Raw genomic sequence first — 17,980 nt, 5'->3', positions numbered from 1 at the left:
CGATGGCGAGAAGGCCACACCCGTTCCCATGCCGAACACGGAAGTTAAGCTTCTCAGCGCCGATGGTAGTTGGGGGTCTCCCCCTGTGAGAGTAGGACGCCGCCGGGCAAACGAAAAGAACAGCTGATCTGGGCTGTTCTTTTTTTGTGTCTTTCAGCCGCTTCTTGAACAGATAAAATGAAAAATGAGAATGAAAGAAAGCAAGTATTCCGTCATGGTTCCCTAGTGCTTCGTCAGTAGCCACCTCAATTCCCTGTTCGTATCGTTCCCATTTCGGCTATCCGCCCGCCCATATGGGCACTAAGCGTTGGATCGTGCCCGTTTAGGCTTTCTGGGAACCCATTTGGACACTATCTCTTTCAAATCGTTCCCGTTTCGCCTATCTATCCGCACACCCATTTAGGCACTTTTTTTCCCAGTAATGCTCAATAATTTCCTGTAGCCCGATTATTCTCCCACTAACGATTAAAACTTTAATTTTGAAATCCTCTTCCAGCCACAACTGGAAATTGAAGCAGGAGAACCGTCCCCGTGCTTCATGTTTCTGTTGTTGAGAAAGTGGGTATAATACCCACCATCCCCTATTTTGCAGGTTTTGCGCTACATAAAATTGGAGAAAATATATCTAGATGCATTAATTGCAAGGTGGTTCGTTTTTATTGTATAATTAATGTCAAATATAGTCAAAGTCAGATAGGGGGAGGTTTAGTGAGGAATATATCGGACATCATTGAAAATTACCTCAAGAGGGTTTTGGAAATGAGCGATAGGGACATCGTTGAAATCAAGCGAAGTGAAATCGCCGATAAATTTCAATGCGTGCCGTCCCAGATCAACTATGTCATCAACACAAGGTTTACGATTGAACGCGGCTATCTTGTTGAAAGCAAGCGCGGCGGCGGTGGGTATATCCGTATCATCAAGGTCCAGGCTTATGATCACGCACACTTGATTGATGATTTGCTGTCTTTAATCCAAACAAGGATTTCACAGAGCAGTGCCGAAGATATCATATACAGACTCGTTGAAGAGGATGTCGTGACGGCGCGGGAGGCGAAAATCATGCTGAGCGTGCTTGACCGTTCTGTCCTTTATATTGACCTTCCTCAACGTGATGAACTGCGTTCGAGGATGTTGAAAGCAATGTTAATGGCATTGAAATATAAATAATATAGATCCAGATAAAGAGGTGAGGGCATGATCTGCCAAGAATGCAATGAGAGGCCGGCAACTTTGCACTTCACAAATTTTTCAAACGGAGAAAAATCAGAGATGCATCTGTGCGAAAAATGTGCACAGGAAAAAGGCGAAATGTTTATGCTGAATAACGGCCCTGGTTTTTCAATCAACAGTCTGCTTGCCGGGCTTCTTAATATGGAGCCTGCATTTCCGGAACAAAAGAAAGCAGCCTTCAAAACAGAGGAAGTCCTTCAGTGTCCGCAATGCTCGATGACGTTCCCGCAATTTGTTAAGGTTGGACGCTTCGGGTGCGCAAGCTGCTATGACACCTTCAGGGAGCAGTTAACGCCAATCCTCAGGAGACTTCACAGCGGGAACTTTTCGCACAGCGGAAAAATACCGAAAAGGATTGGCGGGGACCTTCATTTGAGGAAGACGCTCGAAAACCTGAAGCTCACCTTGCAGAATCTTATCGCGCATGAAGAGTTCGAGAAAGCGGCTGAAACGAGGGACGAAATTCGCGAACTCGAAAAGAAGCTGTCAGCAAAGCAAGAGGGAGGGGAGTAGGATTTGTCACTGGAGAAATTTATCAATCAGGCTGTCAGTTCATGGATGAGTGTGGAAGGACCTGATTCAGATATTGTCCTAAGTTCCCGGATCCGATTTGCCCGCAACCTGAGTGAATACAACTTCCCTACGTTATTTTCAAAAGAGGATGCACAGGCTGTCATCGAGATAATCGAGGAGAGAGTGAATGACAGCGGCATGGAGCTGGAATTGATCAGAATGGATGAACTGCCGCCGTTGCAAAAGAGAGTGCTTGTTGAAAAGCATCTGATCAGTCCGAACCTAGCAGAGAATTCGATTCAGGGGGCCTGTCTTTTATCAGGAAACGAAGAGATCAGCATCATGATCAATGAAGAAGACCATATACGGATTCAATGCCTTTTCCCTGGTTTTCAGCTATCGGAAGCCTTGAAGGCAGCGAATGAGATCGATGACTGGCTGGAAGAGCATGTGACTTATGCTTTTGATGAAAAGTTTGGATATTTGACAAGCTGTCCGACAAACACTGGTACCGGGCTCAGGGCGTCTGTCATGATGCATTTGCCTGGCCTGGTGCTGACACAGCAAATGAACAGGATCGTACCGGCGATTAACCAGCTTGGATTAGTGGTAAGAGGTATTTACGGAGAAGGAAGCGAAGCATTAGGAAATATTTTTCAAATTTCGAACCAGATCACCCTTGGAAAATCCGAGGAAGACATCGTTGATGATTTGAAAAGTGTCGTCAGCCAGATCATCTCCCAGGAAAGGTCTGCGCGCGAAGCATTAGCGAAAACCTCGAACATACAATTAGAAGATAGAGTTTTCCGTTCGTATGGAGTCCTTGCCAACAGCCGGATCATCGAGACAAAGGAGGCAGCAAGATGCCTTTCGGATGTTCGGCTTGGAATAGATATGGGTTATATAAAAAATGTATCAAAATCCATCTTGAATGAATTGATGATATTGACACAGCCAGGATTTTTGCAGCAGTACGCCGGTGGCCCGCTCAGGCCCAACGAGAGGGACATCCGCAGAGCTGCCTTGATCAGAGAAAGATTGGAAATGGAAACTAAAGAAGAGTCAGGAGGATGAACTTATGATGTTTGGACGATTTACCGAAAGAGCACAAAAGGTATTGGCGCTCGCCCAGGAAGAGGCAATCCGGCTTGGTCATAACAATATCGGGACAGAGCACATTCTGCTTGGCCTCGTCCGTGAAGGCGAAGGCATTGCGGCGAAAGCCCTTTATGGTTTAGGGCTTGGCGCAGAGAAAATCCAGAAGGAAGTGGAAAACCTCATTGGCAGGGGCCAGGAAACATCCCAGACGATTCACTATACACCTCGGGCCAAGAAGGTCATCGAGCTTTCGATGGATGAAGCGAGAAAGTTAGGCCATTCATATGTAGGAACCGAACATATCCTGCTTGGCTTGATCCGTGAAGGGGAAGGCGTAGCGGCAAGAGTGCTGAACAATCTTGGTGTGAGCTTGAACAAAGCGCGCCAGCAGGTACTCCAGCTTCTAGGAAGCAATGAATCGTCAGGCCACCAGGGCGGTGGGGCGGCTAACGCGAACACACCGACCCTTGACAGCCTTGCAAGGGATTTGACAGTGATTGCCAGGGAAGGAAGCCTTGATCCTGTCATCGGCCGTGCAAAAGAGATCCAAAGGGTCATCGAAGTATTGAGCCGCCGCACCAAGAACAACCCGGTACTGATCGGGGAGCCTGGAGTTGGTAAGACAGCGATTGCCGAAGGATTGGCCCAACAGATTGTCAACAATGAGGTACCGGAAATCCTTCGCGATAAGCGTGTAATGACGCTTGATATGGGAACGGTCGTCGCCGGTACGAAATATCGTGGTGAATTCGAGGACCGTCTGAAAAAGGTGATGGACGAGATTCGCCAGGCCGGCAACATCATTCTGTTCATCGATGAATTGCATACATTGATCGGTGCCGGAGGAGCAGAGGGCGCCATTGATGCCTCCAATATCCTGAAGCCATCATTGGCCCGCGGTGAACTTCAGTGTATCGGAGCGACGACACTTGATGAATACCGCAAATATATTGAAAAAGATGCAGCGCTAGAGAGACGTTTCCAGCCAATCACAGTTGATGAGCCAACCGCTGAGGAGTCCGTCCAGATTTTGAAGGGATTGAGGGACCGTTACGAAGCACACCACAGAGTCTCGATCACAGACGAAGCAATCGAAGCCGCGGTCAAACTGTCTGACCGCTATATCTCCGACCGTTTCCTTCCGGATAAGGCGATCGACTTGATTGATGAAGCGGGGTCAAAGGTTCGTTTGCGCTCCTACACGACTCCACCAAACCTTAAGGAGCTGGAAATGAAGCTTGAGGAGGTTCGCAAGGAGAAGGATGCATCCGTCCAAAGTCAGGAGTTTGAAAAAGCAGCATCCTTAAGGGACACAGAGCAGCGCCTTCGTGAACAGCTTGAAAACACGAAAAAATCATGGAAAGAAAAGCAAGGCAAGGAAAACAGCGAAGTAACAGTCGAGGATATCGCGAATGTTGTCTCCAGCTGGACGAATATCCCTGTTTCGAAGCTTGCCCAAACGGAAACGAATAAGCTTTTGAACCTGGAAGAAATCCTTCACTCACGTGTAATCGGCCAGGAGGAAGCCGTCAAGGCAGTTGCCAAAGCTGTGCGTCGCGCGCGCGCAGGGCTGAAGGATCCGAAACGCCCGATTGGTTCATTCGTTTTCCTTGGGCCGACAGGTGTAGGAAAAACCGAATTGGCGAGGGCACTGGCAGAATCGATGTTCGGAGATGAAGATGCGATGATCCGCGTCGATATGTCCGAATACATGGAAAAGCATTCGACTTCCCGCCTTGTCGGTTCACCTCCAGGGTATGTAGGATATGATGAAGGCGGCCAGCTGACCGAAAAAGTCAGAAGAAAGCCTTATTCAGTCATCCTGCTTGATGAAATCGAAAAAGCGCATCCAGATGTGTTCAATATCCTGCTGCAGGTGCTTGAGGATGGCCGCCTGACTGACTCTAAAGGGCGTACAGTCGATTTCCGCAACACAATCTTGATCCTGACTTCAAACGTTGGCGCCGAGGCATTGAAGCGCAATAAGTATGTCGGCTTCAACATCCAGGATGGGGAACAGGACTACAAGGATATGAAAGGCAAAGTGATGGAAGAACTCAAAAAGGCATTCCGTCCTGAATTCTTGAACCGTATTGATGAAATCATCGTCTTCCACGCACTCGAGAAGCCGCATCTGAAGGAAATCGTAACCCTGATGTCCGATCAGCTGGTCAAGCGTCTGGAAGAGCAGGAAATCCATCTTGAATTGACAGAGGCCGCGAAAGAGAAAATTGCGGAGGAAGGCTATGACCCAGAGTATGGCGCCCGTCCATTGCGCAGGGCAATCCAGAAGCATATCGAGGATCAGCTTTCTGAAGAATTGCTGAAAGGAAAGGTGCTTACCGGCCAGAATGTCGTGATAGACGTGGAAAATGGCGACTTCGTCGTCAAAACGCCGGAAGGCACAGCAAAGTCATAAGGGCTGCCCAACAGCGCAACACAGGGGTATACGTAGGGAATACGTGTACCCCTTCTTTATGAGTTTCGCATTGAAAATCTGTGCCAATTAAAGTGTCTAGCGGACGCCCAAAGAAGTCAAAGAATGACTGCACGGTGCGGACATTCGCCGTACAGGACGCTCGTGCGCCGATGTTTCTGGAGGACGCGGCAACCTTATTCGTCCGACGAACATGCCGCTCTAGTACCGATGTTGCAACAGGATTGGGCGCTTTTAGCCGGCAAGCGGTTGCATCCGGCGGCTGCCGGGAGAATAAGGCGTTTGCGCTTTTTGTTCCTCGTGGACGATATGCAAAATTTACATGCTGATGATGAATGGCAATCATTTCTTTTAAAGGATGAGAAGTTATACAATAGAAAGTAACGAATGTAAAACCTTTTTACAGATAGAATAGTGGGGATAAAACATGGCGAAAAGAAAAACGAAGTTCATGTGCCATGAATGTGGCTATGAATCTCCTAAATGGATGGGGAAATGTCCGGGTTGCGGCCAGTGGAACACGATGGTCGAGGAAGTGGAAAGCAGTGGTTCGAACCGCAGGGGAGCCTTTACACACTCGAACAGCTCGTCGACCGCTGCCAAAGCGACTCCGATAACATCGATTGAAACGGTCAGCGAACCGCGTGTCACAACCGACCTGAACGAATTGAACCGTGTACTTGGCGGCGGGGTCGTCAGGGGATCGCTCATATTGATTGGCGGGGATCCGGGAATCGGGAAATCGACGCTGCTGCTCCAGGTCTCCCACCAGCTCGCGAAAAAAGACTATTCCGTTTTATATATATCAGGCGAGGAATCGATGAGGCAAACAAAGCTCCGCGCGGATCGGCTCGGGGTCACAACAGCGGGTTTGCTCGTCTATTCCGAAACCAACCTGCATGAAATCAGTTTGACGATTGAAAACACAAAGCCTGAGTTTGTCATCATCGACTCCATCCAGACCATTTTCCACCCCGAAGTCACCTCCGCGCCGGGAAGCGTATCACAGGTGAGGGAATGTACAGCCGAATTGATGCGGATTGCCAAGACGAAGGGAATTGCGATTTTCATTGTCGGGCATGTGACGAAGGAAGGTTCTATAGCCGGTCCCAGGCTGCTTGAGCATATGGTCGATACGGTATTGTACTTCGAGGGCGAAAGGCACCATACGTACCGGATTCTCCGTGCTGTAAAAAACCGTTTCGGCTCAACGAATGAAATGGGGATTTTCGAGATGAAGGAAGCTGGGCTTGAGGAGGTCGCGAACCCGTCCGAAATCTTCCTGGAAGAAAGGTCCCAGGGGGCTTCCGGTTCTACGGTAGTTGCCTCGATGGAAGGCACCCGGCCGGTACTTGTCGAAATCCAGGCGCTGATCTCGCCTACAAGCTTCGGCATTCCGCGACGGATGGCTACAGGCATCGACCATAACAGGGTTTCTTTGCTGATGGCCGTGCTTGAGAAACGCGTCGGCTTGCTGCTGGCCAACCAGGACGCTTATTTGAAGGTTGCTGGCGGTGTGAAGCTGGATGAACCGGCGATCGACCTGGCGGTGGCGGTCAGCATCGCTTCAAGCTTCAGGGATAAACCGACCCGTGCATCGGACTGTATCATCGGCGAGGTCGGCCTTACGGGCGAGGTCAGGAGAGTATCAAGGATCGAACAGCGTGTCCAGGAGGCGGCAAAGCTCGGCTTTGAAAGAATCATCTTGCCAGAAAACAATCTTGGCGGATGGACCCCTCCGCGGGGAGTTGAATTGATTGGTGTTTCTTCTGTAAGCCAGGCGTTAAAAGTAGCGTTGGGAGGTTGAACGATTGGATAACAAAGGCATCGAAGAAAAGGAGTTGGCTGAAATCCTCCAATTCATCTCACCAGGCACCCCGATCAGGGAAGGGATCGATAATGTCCTGCGTGCCAATACAGGCGGATTGATTGTGATTGGTTATAATGAGAAAGTCAAAAGCCTGGTAGATGGGGGATTCGAGATAAATTGCAGGTTCAGCCCGAGCTTTTTGTATGAACTGGCGAAGATGGACGGTGCGATCATCCTGAATGACACGGGCAGCAAAATATTGTTCGCCAACGCTCAGCTGGCGCCGGATCCAGGCGTGGCTTCAACGGAAACAGGGATGAGGCACCGGACGGCCGAAAGGGTAGCAAAGCAGACTAAAGCGCTTGCCATTGCCATTTCACAACGCCGCAATGTGATTACTCTGTATCAAGGAAACCTGCGTTATGCACTGAAGGAGATTGGCGTTATTTTAACCAAGGCGAACCAGGCAATCCAAACGCTTGAAAAATACAAGGTCGTCCTTGAAAAAGGCATCACCAACCTTGGGATCCTCGAATTCGAGGATATCGTTACCTACAATGAATTGCTGCAGGTCATCCATCGTTTCGAGATGGTTTTACGGATCAAGACCGAGCTCCTGACTTACTTGAGCGAGCTTGGGATGGAAGGGCGGCTGATCCGCTTGCAAATGCATGAACTACTTACTGAAATGGATAAAGAAGCACTCCTGATCATCAAGGATTACGCTTCAGATCCGGAAGTCAATGCGGAGGATGTACTTGCCCGGCTCCAGGAGCATTCAAAGGAAGTAGTCATTGAGGATTCGATGATCCTAAAGCTTCTTGGTTACCATGGTTACGTACATATGGAGGAATCCATCCGCCCGAGAGGCTACCGGATGCTGAATAAGATCCCCCGGCTGCCAACGATTATCGTAGAAAACATGGTAAAGAAGTTCGGGAACTTTGCCAACATGATTTCAGCTTCTGTCGAGGATCTTGACGATGTGGAAGGCATTGGGGAAGTGAGGGCCCGGAAAATCAAAGAGGGTCTAAAACTGATCAGGGAACAGCTGATGGCCGACCGCCAAATGTAAAATCTGTTAATTGGGAAAAAAGGCTATTGGTTGACACTGGTATGTCCCGATGCTACTTTTAAATTAAAACCTATTTTTAACAGGATGATAAGGTGGAAATCCTTTTTTTACATGATGAAAATAATTTTGAATCTTGTATAAGGATGGGTTTCAAATTTTGGAAGTTGTTTATAATGAGTAAAAGGAGGTGATAGGATGTTAAGACGTATCATTCAAGCCTGCTTCCTTATCATTGGGGGAACGCTTGGTATCTTCTTAATTCCTGACTTATTATCATTAATCAAAATGGACGATATGGCTCTTGTCAATAATCCGTATGTAACAGCCGTATTGGGCGCACTTATATTTTATCTTCTTACTTTTTGGGCAGTTGACCATGTGACCAATTTTGTGAAGTGGGCTGAAGAATCGTTGATCAAAGCGCCAATCACGGATGTCATTTTCGGGAGTGTAGGCCTGTTCTTCGGTTTGCTGGTGGCTTTCCTGATCGGGTTTGCCCTGAATGCCATCCAGGTTCCAATCGTGAATACTGTCGCGCCGACACTTTTGACGCTTTTATTCGGATACCTTGGTTTCCAGGTCGGCTTCAAGAAGCGCGATGAACTGCTGGGATTGTTCACCAGGCAAAAGAAAAAAAGCAGTGAAGAAGATGAAAAGGAATCTCAATCAAGGGAATGGAAGATTCTCGATACAAGCGTGATCATCGACGGGAGAATCGCGGATATTTGCCAGACTGGCTTCCTTGAAGGTGTGCTTGTCATCCCGCAATTCGTGCTTGAGGAACTTCAACATATAGCTGACTCATCGGATGTACTGAAGCGCAACCGCGGACGCCGCGGATTGGACATCCTCAACCGGATCCAAAAGGAACTCCCAATCAAGGTTGAAATTTACGAGGGAGACTTTGAGGATATCCAGGAGGTCGACAGCAAACTTGTAAAGCTGGCGAAACTGACGAATGGCGTGGTCGTGACGAATGATTTCAACCTGAATAAGGTCTGCGAATTGCAAAAAGTAGCCGTGCTTAATATCAATGACCTGGCCAATGCCGTGAAGCCTGTCGTCCTTCCTGGCGAAGAACTGAATATCCAGGTAATCAAGGATGGCAAGGAACATAACCAGGGCATTGCCTATCTTGATGACGGCACGATGATTGTCGTGGAGGAAGGCCGCGATTACATCGGCAAGCGGATCGATGTCCTCGTGACGAGCGTGTTGCAGACGTCTGCTGGAAGGATGATTTTCGCTAAGCCAAAACTGCTTGAAAAAGCATTGTAAAGCAACCATACTAAACCCTGCAGATGGACAGGGCAAGCGGGCAGCCGAGGATTCTCCTGCCCGCTAACTTGCATTTGAGAGATAGGAGTTTTCTTATGCCTTACCAGGTCATTATCCCGGCGGCGGGACAGGGGAAAAGGATGGGCGCAGGAAAAAACAAGCTTTTGCTGGAGCTTGAGGGCGTTCCGATCCTCATTCACACATTAAAGGTATTCGAAGCGGATGCACAGTGTGAAGGAATGATCATTGCAATCAATCCGAATGACGAAGCCGAGTACAAAAGGCTTCTGCAGGAGTATGGTATCCGGAAGGTAACCGCTCTTGTCACGGGCGGGAAGGAACGGCAGGACAGCGTGTACAATGGCCTGAGATTTGCGTCATCCTATGATGGCGTCATCCTTGTCCATGATGCGGCAAGGCCGTTCATCACGACTGGAACGATCCACAAGCTCGTGGAAGCTGCGGCTGCGAAAGGCGGTGCCATCGTGGCTGTCCCAGTCAAGGACACAATCAAGAAAGCAGTGAACAGCCAGGTTGCTGAAACGGTTGAGCGGTCAAGCTTGTGGGCAGTCCAGACCCCACAGGCTTTTCGTGTTTCAATCCTGCTTGAAGCGCATGAAAAAGCGGCACAAGAGCGGTTCACAGGAACGGATGAGTCAAGCCTCGTTGAACGCCTGCCGCACCCTGTCGCCATCATTGAGGGTGATTATGATAATATAAAACTGACCACACCGGAAGATTTGTATTTTGCCGAAGCGATTTTACGCAAGCGGAAAAAAATGGACCATTAATGATAAAAGGAGCTATTCATCATGTTTCGTATTGGACAAGGTTTTGATGTGCACCAGCTGACGGAAGGACGTCCGCTGATTATCGGCGGGATCACGATCCCATATGAAAAGGGCCTGATCGGGCATTCGGATGCGGATGTTTTGCTGCATACTGTTGCGGATGCCTGCCTTGGGGCAATCGGAGAAGGCGATATCGGCAGGCATTTTCCTGATACAGACCCGGAATTCAAGGATGCGGACTCAGCCAAATTGCTTGAGAGAGTCTGGGAAATCGTTAAAGGAAGAGGATACGAGCTCGTGAACACGGATTGCACGATCATTGCTCAAAAACCGAAAATGGCTCCATATATTGAGCCGATGCGGGAAAGGATTGCCGCTCTTCTTGGAGGAAGTCCCGACCAGGTGAATGTCAAGGCGACAACGACTGAAAAGCTTGGTTTCCCAGGCAGGGGAGAAGGCATTGCCGCCCAGGCGGTCGTATTGCTGAAAAAGTCGGAATAGATTTTTTCCGTACCCAGGGCACTCAATTCAGAAGGTATTTTTACGCATAAGATGGTACAATAATGGACAGCCAATGAAGAGGAGGATTCACTATGTCATCAGATATTCGCGTGCGCTATGCACCGAGTCCGACAGGGCATTTACATATCGGGAACGCCCGTACAGCACTTTTCAATTATTTATTCGCGCGGAACAAGGGCGGCAAGTTCATCATCCGCATTGAGGATACAGACAAGAAGCGCAATATCGAGGGCGGCGAGCAAAGCCAGCTGAAATACCTCAAGTGGCTCGGCATGGACTGGGACGAAAGCGTTGATGCTGGCGGCGAGTATGGCCCTTATCGCCAGTCGGAGCGCAATCATATTTATGAGAAGTACAATCAAGAGCTCTTGGATAAAGGGCTTGCGTATAAATGCTATTGCACAGAGGAAGAGCTGGAGTCCGAGCGCGAGGAGCAGGCAGCCCGCAATGAGACGCCGCAGTACTCCGGAAGATGCCGCAATTTGACTCAGGAACAGAGGGAACAATTCGAAAAAGAGGGGCGCCAGCCTAGCCTCCGTTTCAAGGTTCCCGCCGGCAAGATCCTGAGCTTCGATGACATGGTCAAAGGGCAGGTAAGCTTTGAGTCAGATGGAATGGGTGATTTCGTCATCGTGAAGAAGGATGGCACGCCTACATACAACTATGCCGTCGTCATTGATGACCATTTGATGAAGATTTCCCACGTACTGCGCGGGGATGACCATATTTCGAATACACCGAAACAGCTCGTGATTTATGAAGCGCTTGGCTGGGAGCCGCCGGTTTTCGGGCATATGACGCTGATCGTCAACGAAAGCCGCAAGAAGTTGAGCAAGCGGGATGAGTCAATCATCCAGTTCATTGAGCAGTACGAAGAGCTTGGTTATTTGCCTGAAGCGCTGTTCAATTTCATTGCTTTGCTTGGGTGGTCTCCTGCGGGCGAAGATGAGATTTTCTCTAAAGAGGAATTCATCGAGATTTTCGATCCGGCAAGGCTTTCAAAATCGCCAGCTTTATTTGACCAGCAGAAGCTGGCGTGGATGAACAATCAATACATGAAAAAAGCGGATCTGGACCGGGTGGTCGAACTTGCGCTCCCACACTTGGTGAAGGCTGGGAAGGTAAGCGAAAACCGCACCCCGGAACAGGATGGATGGGTACGGAGCCTGATTTCTCTCTATCATGATAAAATGAGCTACGGAGCGGAAATTGTCGAGATGTCGGATGTATTCTTCCGCGATGAAATCCAGTATGATGACGAGGCGAAGGAAGTCCTTTCCGGGGAACAGGTGCCAGAAGTTCTTGCTGCTTTCGCGGCTGAAATCGATCAGCTTGAGGCATTCAAGGCAGATGGGATCAAAGCAGCTGTAAAAGCTGTCCAAAAGGCTACAGGGCAAAAAGGACAAAAGCTGTTCATGCCAATCAGGGCTGCTGCTACTGGACAGACGCATGGACCAGACCTGATGCTTGCCATGGAACTGATCGGCAAGGAAAAAGTGAAGGAAAGAGTCACAAACCTGCTTGGCAAATGAAATTTTTAGGCTGTTTTAGTTAACATAGTGAAAAAAATATAATATAGTAAGAGTAATTCGAAAAAACGAAAGTGTTGAAGAGGAAAAGTAGAAAAATGATGCCTATTAGAGAGAACCATCACCGGCTGAAAGTGGTTCAGGCCCCTCGTCTTTTGAAGTGCGCCTCGGAGCCCCTTGATGAAAGGACTTGCAAAGTCCGAGTAGTTTAGGGCGGGATCCCCCGTTAACAGGTCAAAGTTGAGGACGCTTGTTTTTATTTTGCATGAAGCGGCCTAAACAGAGTGGAACCGCGCATTCAAGCGTCTCTGTCGATCTGGCAGGGACGCTTTTTTATATTCTGCCGTTCTTCGAGGCTTTTATCGCTTGGCAGATGGACTGCCAATGGAGAGTATAGTTGCAATAGCTGCTGCCCGCCGCGGAAGCGGCCAATGGAGCAGAAGCTAACAAGCATGAAGGACCATTTTAACTGATAGGCTGTTTTTAAGAAGACTTTTATTGGAGATGGATTCTAAACAAACCGTTGATTGGAATGGACGGTGCGAGACTCCGGCGTGATCAGCGGTAAAGGTGACGCCCCGTAGGGCTATAGCGGTGAGGATGCTCACCGTCCACTCGGCACCGGAAATGGAAGTCAACAACTACATTCATAAAAAACAGCAAAGTGGAAAAAAGGGGGATACATCCGTGTTTAAAATATTGAAAGAAGACATTGAAGTTGTCTTTGACCAGGATCCCGCAGCGAGAAGCTATATGGAAGTTATCCTTACCTATTCCGGGCTGCATGCGATCTGGGCCCACCGCCTGGCCCATGCCTTTTATAAACGGAAGTTTTATTTTATCGCGAGAGTCATTTCCCAGGCCAGCCGTTTTTTCACCGGAATCGAAATCCACCCGGGTGCAAAGATCGGCCGGCGTTTCTTCATCGACCATGGAATGGGCGTTGTCATTGGGGAAACATGTGAAATCGGTGACAATGTGACCGTCTTCCAGGGCGTGACTCTCGGAGGAACCGGAAAAGAGAAGGGAAAGAGGCACCCGACCGTAAAGGACAATGCCCTGATTGCGACAGGCGCTAAGGTATTGGGTTCGATTACGATTGGGGAAAATTCCAAAGTTGGAGCCGGTTCGGTCGTCCTGAAGGATGTGCCCCCGAATTCGACTGTTGTCGGCGTGCCTGGCAAGGTCGTCATCCAGGATGGCGTCCGGATCAAGAAAGATCTGAACCATCGTGACCTTCCAGATCCTGTGTCTGACAGATGCAAAGATATTGAAATGGAATTGGTTAAGCTAAAAAAAGAGCTTGAATTGGTCAAGTTGAAAGAAGAACTGGAAGAAGTGAAGCAGGGAAGGGGCCTTGAGAATGGCAATCCAAATTTATAATACACTGACAAGAAGCAAGGAAGAGTTCATTCCTTTGGAAGAGGGAAAAGTGAAAATGTATGTATGCGGCCCGACCGTCTACAATTACATCCACATCGGAAACGCCCGCCCGGCGATTGTTTTTGATACAGTCCGCCGTTATTTGGAGTTCCGCGGCTATGATGTCCGCTATGTCTCCAACTTCACAGATGTCGATGACAAGCTTATCAAAGCGGCGAATGAATTGGGGCAGGAAGTGCCGATGATTGCCGAGCGGTTCATCCATGCCTACTTTGAAGACGTCCATGCCCTGGGCTGCAAAACAGCCGATGTCCATCCGCGGGTAACGGAAACGATGGATATCATCATTTCATTCATCAGTGCCTTGATAGAAAAAGGCTATGCATATGAATCGGGCGGCGACGTCTACTACCGTACGCGTGAGTTCAGCGAATATGGAAAGCTGTCGCACCAATCAATCGATGAGCTTAGAGTCGGAGCGAGGATCCAAGTTGGCGAAAAGAAGCATGATGCGCTTGATTTCGTCCTTTGGAAGGCGGCAAAGGAAGGCGAAATCTCCTGGGAAAGTCCATGGGGAAGGGGCCGTCCTGGCTGGCATATCGAATGCTCGGCAATGGCACGCGAATATCTTGGCGATACGATCGACATCCATGCCGGCGGCCAAGACCTTGCTTTCCCTCACCATGAAAACGAGATAGCACAGTCCGAAGCGCTGACCGGCGAGACGTTTGCCCGCTATTGGATGCACAATGGCTATATCAACATTGATAATGAAAAGATGTCAAAATCCCTTGGCAACTTTGTCCTTGTCCATGACATCATCAAAAAGCATGACCCCCAGGTGTTAAGGTTCTTCATGCTGTCTGTGCATTATCGCAATCCGATCAATTACAGCGAAGAACTTCTTGAAAAAATGAAGGCTTCGTTCGAGAGGCTGAAAACGTCTTATCAGAATCTGAAACATCGGCTTGGAGCAAGTGCGGACCTGACGGATGACAATCAGGAATGGCTGGAGAAAATCCAGTCGCTACATGAACAGTTCATCGCTGAAATGGATGATGATTTCAATACAGCGAACGCTATTTCGATCCTTTTTGAGTTATCAAAGCTTGCCAACCTGTATTTGATGGAGAAAAACACGGCCGAAGAAGTCATCAAATCGTTCATGGATGAATTCGAAACTTTGTCCGGCGTGCTTGGCCTTAATCTTGAAGCGGAGGAATTGCTTGATGAGGAAATCGAGGCGCTGATCGAGAAGCGCAATCAGGCACGCAAAGAAAGGAACTTCAAATTAGCCGATGAGATCCGCGACCAGCTGAAAGAAATGAATATCATCATAGAGGATACGCCGCAGGGCGTCAGGTGGAAAAGAGGCTGAAGCATGCTGCATTACGGGAGAAAAATCGACGAAAAGCAATTGAACAGCCTCGCGCTTGCCTACATGGGCGATGCCGTATATGAACAATACGTACGGCATCACCTGCTGCAAAGCGGAAAAGTAAGGCCGAACCAACTGCATAAAGAGGCAACCAAATATGTATCGGCGAAATCACAGGCGAGGTTCCTCCACCAACTGCTTGAAATGGACAGGCTGACCGAAGAAGAAATCGCAGTCGTCAAAAGAGGACGCAACGCAAAGTCAGGAACGGTCCCGAAAAATACGGATGTCCAGACATACCGGTACAGTACGGCTTTTGAGGCGCTGATCGGCTATTTATACCTTGCGGGCAATGTGGAAAGAGTAGAGGAATTGATTGTCATGGTTTTTGCGATAGCGGAAGAAAAAATGGGAGGAACATTCCAATGAACCAAGACTATATTATCGGGAAAAACCCAGTGATTGAAGCGCTTAAATCAAACAGGGACATCAACAAGATCCTGATTGCTGAAGGTTCGCAGCAGGGACAGATGAAGCAAATCATTGGGATGGCGAAGGAAGCCAATGTGATGATCCAATTCGTACCCAAGAAGAAAATCGATCAGCTTGCTGACGGAAGCCACCAGGGAGTGATTGCCCAGGTCGCAGCCTATGAATATGCGGAAATCGACGATTTATTCGCTTTGGCTGAAAAGAAGGGCGCATTACCGTTTTTCCTTTTGCTTGACGAAATCGAGGATCCGCACAATCTCGGTTCAATCATGAGGACAGCGGATGCAGCAGGGGCCCACGGCATCATCATCCCAAAAAGAAGGGCGGTTGGATTGACGGCGACAGTTGCCAAAGCTTCAGCTGGGGCAATCGAGTACATTCCGGTAGCCAGAGTGACCAATATGGCAAGGGCGATCGACGAGCTTAAGGAACGGGGTGTCTGGATCGCTGGAACCGACGCTTCGGCGAAAGAGGACTACCGGAGTATCGACGGAACCCTTCCGCTTGGACTAGTGATTGGCAGTGAGGGGAAAGGGATGGGCAGGTTGATCCGCGATAAATGCGATTTTCTCCTGAGCCTTCCAATGGCGGGACGGGTAACATCCCTGAATGCGTCTGTGGCTGCCTCACTCCTGATGTATGAAGTTTACCGCAAGCGCTTCCCATTAGGGGAATAAACGATGGATATCCTGCTTGTCGACGGCTATAACATAATCGGAGCCTGGCCGGAATTGAACAGCCTGAAAAAGAATGACCTTTCTGCTGCCAGGGACCGGCTTGTGGAAATCATGGCTGAGTACCAGGCTTATACGGGATTTCGAGTCATCATTGTTTTCGATGCTTATTTTGTTTCAGGAAAGCAAAAAAAATACAAAAATTCCAACGTGGAAGTGATTTTTACAAAAGAAAATGAAACGGCAGATGAACGGATAGAAAAAATGGCAATCAGCCTTAGCAACCGGAGGACTCAGGTTCATGTCGCGACTTCGGATTATACTGAACAATGGGCCATTTTTGGCCAGGGTGCCTTAAGGAAATCCGCGCGCGAGCTGCTGAATGAAATGAATGTCATCGAAAAGAAAATCGAGAAGAAAGTGAAAACGATCCAGGAAAAAAAGCCGAGTTCAAAAATACCGCTTACAGATGAAGTGGCAGAAATTTTTGAAAAATGGCGCCGCGGGGAGCAATGACCTGTTGACGCCCCAAAAAATCCTGCTGTATAATATTTCTATCTGTATGGTTTTGCGGGCGGGGGGGATCCAGATGAGTACTGACATCGCAAATCAAGTCAATGGAGCGTATTTGTCGTTGGAAGATGAGGAAATCGTAGAAGCGGTGCACCGTGGAGAAAGTGATGCGCTTGATTTTTTGATTCATAAATACAGGAATTTCGTCCGGGCCAAGGCACGATCCTACTTCTTGATCGGTGCGGATAAAGAGGATATCGTGCAGGAAGGCATGATTGGTCTGTACAAGGCAATCCGTGATTTTCGCGAGGACAAGCTTACATCGTTCAAAGCGTTCGCTGAGCTTTGCATCACCCGCCAAATCATCACGGCAATCAAAACGGCTACAAGGCAAAAGCATATTCCGCTTAATTCATACGTTTCGCTGGACAAGCCGATTTATGACGAAGAGTCGGACAGGACGCTCATGGATGTACTGACCGGCGCAAAAGTAATGGACCCCGAGGAATTATTCATAAACCAGGAAGAATTCGATCAGATTGAAGTGAAGATGTCGGAGCTGCTGAGCGACCTTGAACGGAAGGTGCTGGCTCTCTATTTGGACGGGCAGTCTTATCAGGAGATTTCCGAAGAATTGAACCGCCATGTAAAATCGATCGATAACGCCCTTCAGAGAGTGAAACGGAAACTGGAAAGGTACCTTGAGCTGCGTGAACTGTCAGTGTAGGGCATTTGCTAAAAAGCCCCAAAGAGACTTTTCACGTGTGAACCGCTTATTGACACTTTCTAACAGTCATGTTACATTCTTAAAGATATTACTAGATTGAAACTGCAGGTGTCGAAATGAATAAAAAAGTCATTCTTGCTTGCGCGGAGTGCGGATCGCGGAATTACTCCACGACAAGCAACAAAGATACAAATACAGAACGATTGGAACTGAAAAAGTACTGCAGCAGCTGCGGCGCTCATACAGTCCACAAGGAAACGAAATAATTTTTAAGCAGCCCCTGGAATCAAGAGAAGTTGGAGGTTACAGAATGCAGCGCATCACTAAGTTTTTCAGTGAAGTTGTACGTGAAATGAGAAAAGTCAGCTGGCCGAAGCGCAAGGAGCTGACCCGTTATACAATAACCGTTTTGACTACTGTCGCTTTTTTCGCTCTGTTTTTTGCAGTGTTGGACCTTGGTATTTCTGAATTGATTCGCTTAATTCTTGAATAACCCGTACACACTCATGGTATAATGGAAAATATAA

17 protein-coding genes, 1 rRNA gene, 1 pseudogene and 1 other annotated feature are annotated in these 17,980 nt (G+C 48.5%); all 19 genes and pseudogenes read left to right on the top strand.

The window, feature by feature from the left end; genetic code table 11:
* Window positions 1–108 (top strand): 5S ribosomal RNA (gene rrf / locus JJQ88_RS18555); the annotation flags it as partial.
* Window positions 109–708: 600 nt separating this feature from the next.
* Window positions 709–1,170: a CtsR family transcriptional regulator gene (locus tag JJQ88_RS18550; RefSeq protein WP_210367528.1), complete on the top strand. Its 462-nt coding sequence runs from the start codon at window positions 709–711 to the stop codon at window positions 1,168–1,170.
* A gap of 27 nt (window positions 1,171–1,197) precedes the next feature.
* Complete coding sequence (gene mcsA, locus JJQ88_RS18545) at window positions 1,198–1,746, top strand: protein-arginine kinase activator protein McsA (protein ID WP_210367527.1); 549 nt, start codon at window positions 1,198–1,200, stop codon at window positions 1,744–1,746.
* 3 nt (window positions 1,747–1,749) lie between these two features.
* Window positions 1,750–2,821, top strand: a pseudogene (gene mcsB / locus JJQ88_RS18540) (protein-arginine kinase McsB); the annotation flags it as partial.
* Window positions 2,822–2,824: 3 nt separating this feature from the next.
* Window positions 2,825–5,263: an ATP-dependent protease ATP-binding subunit ClpC gene (gene clpC / locus JJQ88_RS18535; RefSeq protein ID WP_210367525.1), complete on the top strand. Its 2,439-nt coding sequence runs from the start codon at window positions 2,825–2,827 to the stop codon at window positions 5,261–5,263.
* A gap of 445 nt (window positions 5,264–5,708) precedes the next feature.
* Window positions 5,709–7,088 (top strand): DNA repair protein RadA, encoded by a 1,380-nt coding sequence (gene radA / locus JJQ88_RS18530; protein ID WP_210367524.1) that lies wholly within the window; start codon window positions 5,709–5,711, stop codon window positions 7,086–7,088.
* A 4-nt stretch (window positions 7,089–7,092) separates the two neighbouring features.
* A complete protein-coding gene (gene disA, locus JJQ88_RS18525; RefSeq protein WP_210367523.1) occupies window positions 7,093–8,166 on the top strand; it encodes a DNA integrity scanning diadenylate cyclase DisA in 1,074 nt (357 codons plus the stop codon).
* 195 nt (window positions 8,167–8,361) lie between these two features.
* Complete coding sequence (locus tag JJQ88_RS18520; protein WP_210367522.1) at window positions 8,362–9,444, top strand: PIN/TRAM domain-containing protein; 1,083 nt, start codon at window positions 8,362–8,364, stop codon at window positions 9,442–9,444.
* A gap of 95 nt (window positions 9,445–9,539) precedes the next feature.
* Window positions 9,540–10,235: a 2-C-methyl-D-erythritol 4-phosphate cytidylyltransferase gene (ispD, locus tag JJQ88_RS18515; RefSeq protein ID WP_210367521.1), complete on the top strand. Its 696-nt coding sequence runs from the start codon at window positions 9,540–9,542 to the stop codon at window positions 10,233–10,235.
* Window positions 10,236–10,256: 21 nt separating this feature from the next.
* Window positions 10,257–10,736, top strand: coding sequence for a 2-C-methyl-D-erythritol 2,4-cyclodiphosphate synthase (gene ispF, locus JJQ88_RS18510; RefSeq protein WP_210367520.1), 480 nt, complete (start codon window positions 10,257–10,259; stop codon window positions 10,734–10,736).
* 92 nt (window positions 10,737–10,828) lie between these two features.
* The gene (gene gltX / locus JJQ88_RS18505; RefSeq protein WP_210367519.1) at window positions 10,829–12,289 is read left to right on the top strand and encodes a glutamate--tRNA ligase; all 1,461 of its coding nucleotides are present in this window, start codon (window positions 10,829–10,831) and stop codon (window positions 12,287–12,289) included.
* 65 nt (window positions 12,290–12,354) lie between these two features.
* Window positions 12,355–12,599, top strand: a binding site (T-box leader).
* Between the two features lie 374 nt (window positions 12,600–12,973).
* Window positions 12,974–13,669: a serine O-acetyltransferase gene (gene cysE / locus JJQ88_RS18500; protein WP_481748317.1), complete on the top strand. Its 696-nt coding sequence runs from the start codon at window positions 12,974–12,976 to the stop codon at window positions 13,667–13,669.
* Window positions 13,650–15,047, top strand: coding sequence for a cysteine--tRNA ligase (gene cysS / locus JJQ88_RS18495; RefSeq protein ID WP_210367518.1), 1,398 nt, complete (start codon window positions 13,650–13,652; stop codon window positions 15,045–15,047). Before cysE ends, cysS begins: the two co-directional genes overlap by 20 nt.
* Before the next feature lie 3 nt (window positions 15,048–15,050).
* A complete protein-coding gene (locus JJQ88_RS18490; RefSeq protein WP_210367517.1) occupies window positions 15,051–15,476 on the top strand; it encodes a Mini-ribonuclease 3 in 426 nt (141 codons plus the stop codon).
* Complete coding sequence (gene rlmB / locus JJQ88_RS18485; protein ID WP_210367516.1) at window positions 15,473–16,216, top strand: 23S rRNA (guanosine(2251)-2'-O)-methyltransferase RlmB; 744 nt, start codon at window positions 15,473–15,475, stop codon at window positions 16,214–16,216. Before JJQ88_RS18490 ends, rlmB begins: the two co-directional genes overlap by 4 nt.
* 3 nt (window positions 16,217–16,219) lie before the next feature.
* Window positions 16,220–16,729, top strand: a complete 510-nt coding sequence (locus JJQ88_RS18480) for an NYN domain-containing protein (protein ID WP_210367515.1) — start codon at window positions 16,220–16,222, stop codon at window positions 16,727–16,729.
* 46 nt (window positions 16,730–16,775) lie between these two features.
* A complete protein-coding gene (gene sigH / locus JJQ88_RS18475; RefSeq protein ID WP_481748318.1) occupies window positions 16,776–17,453 on the top strand; it encodes an RNA polymerase sporulation sigma factor SigH in 678 nt (225 codons plus the stop codon).
* A 116-nt stretch (window positions 17,454–17,569) separates the two neighbouring features.
* Complete coding sequence (gene rpmG / locus JJQ88_RS18470) at window positions 17,570–17,719, top strand: 50S ribosomal protein L33 (protein ID WP_210367513.1); 150 nt, start codon at window positions 17,570–17,572, stop codon at window positions 17,717–17,719.
* A 44-nt stretch (window positions 17,720–17,763) separates the two neighbouring features.
* The gene (gene secE, locus JJQ88_RS18465) at window positions 17,764–17,946 is read left to right on the top strand and encodes a preprotein translocase subunit SecE (protein WP_210367512.1); all 183 of its coding nucleotides are present in this window, start codon (window positions 17,764–17,766) and stop codon (window positions 17,944–17,946) included.
* Window positions 17,947–17,980 lie beyond the last annotated feature (34 nt).

This window comes from Bacillus sp. REN3 (assembly GCF_017912555.1).
In the GTDB taxonomy this organism is placed as follows: Bacteria; Bacillota; Bacilli; order Bacillales; family Cytobacillaceae; genus Mesobacillus.
This window is presented reverse-complemented; position numbering and strand designations above follow the sequence as displayed.

Coding starts and splice junctions, on each gene's coding strand:
- mcsA (WP_210367527.1), top strand. CDS start 1,198: ATGATCTGCCAAGAATGCAATGAGAGGCCGGCAACTTTGCACTTCACA.
- clpC (WP_210367525.1), top strand. CDS start 2,825: ATGATGTTTGGACGATTTACCGAAAGAGCACAAAAGGTATTGGCGCTC.
- radA (WP_210367524.1), top strand. CDS start 5,709: ATGGCGAAAAGAAAAACGAAGTTCATGTGCCATGAATGTGGCTATGAA.
- JJQ88_RS18520 (WP_210367522.1), top strand. CDS start 8,362: ATGTTAAGACGTATCATTCAAGCCTGCTTCCTTATCATTGGGGGAACG.
- ispD (WP_210367521.1), top strand. CDS start 9,540: ATGCCTTACCAGGTCATTATCCCGGCGGCGGGACAGGGGAAAAGGATG.
- ispF (WP_210367520.1), top strand. CDS start 10,257: ATGTTTCGTATTGGACAAGGTTTTGATGTGCACCAGCTGACGGAAGGA.
- gltX (WP_210367519.1), top strand. CDS start 10,829: ATGTCATCAGATATTCGCGTGCGCTATGCACCGAGTCCGACAGGGCAT.
- cysS (WP_210367518.1), top strand. CDS start 13,650: ATGGCAATCCAAATTTATAATACACTGACAAGAAGCAAGGAAGAGTTC.
- JJQ88_RS18490 (WP_210367517.1), top strand. CDS start 15,051: ATGCTGCATTACGGGAGAAAAATCGACGAAAAGCAATTGAACAGCCTC.
- rlmB (WP_210367516.1), top strand. CDS start 15,473: ATGAACCAAGACTATATTATCGGGAAAAACCCAGTGATTGAAGCGCTT.
- JJQ88_RS18480 (WP_210367515.1), top strand. CDS start 16,220: ATGGATATCCTGCTTGTCGACGGCTATAACATAATCGGAGCCTGGCCG.
- sigH (WP_481748318.1), top strand. CDS start 16,776: ATGGTTTTGCGGGCGGGGGGGATCCAGATGAGTACTGACATCGCAAAT.
- rpmG (WP_210367513.1), top strand. CDS start 17,570: ATGAATAAAAAAGTCATTCTTGCTTGCGCGGAGTGCGGATCGCGGAAT.
- secE (WP_210367512.1), top strand. CDS start 17,764: ATGCAGCGCATCACTAAGTTTTTCAGTGAAGTTGTACGTGAAATGAGA.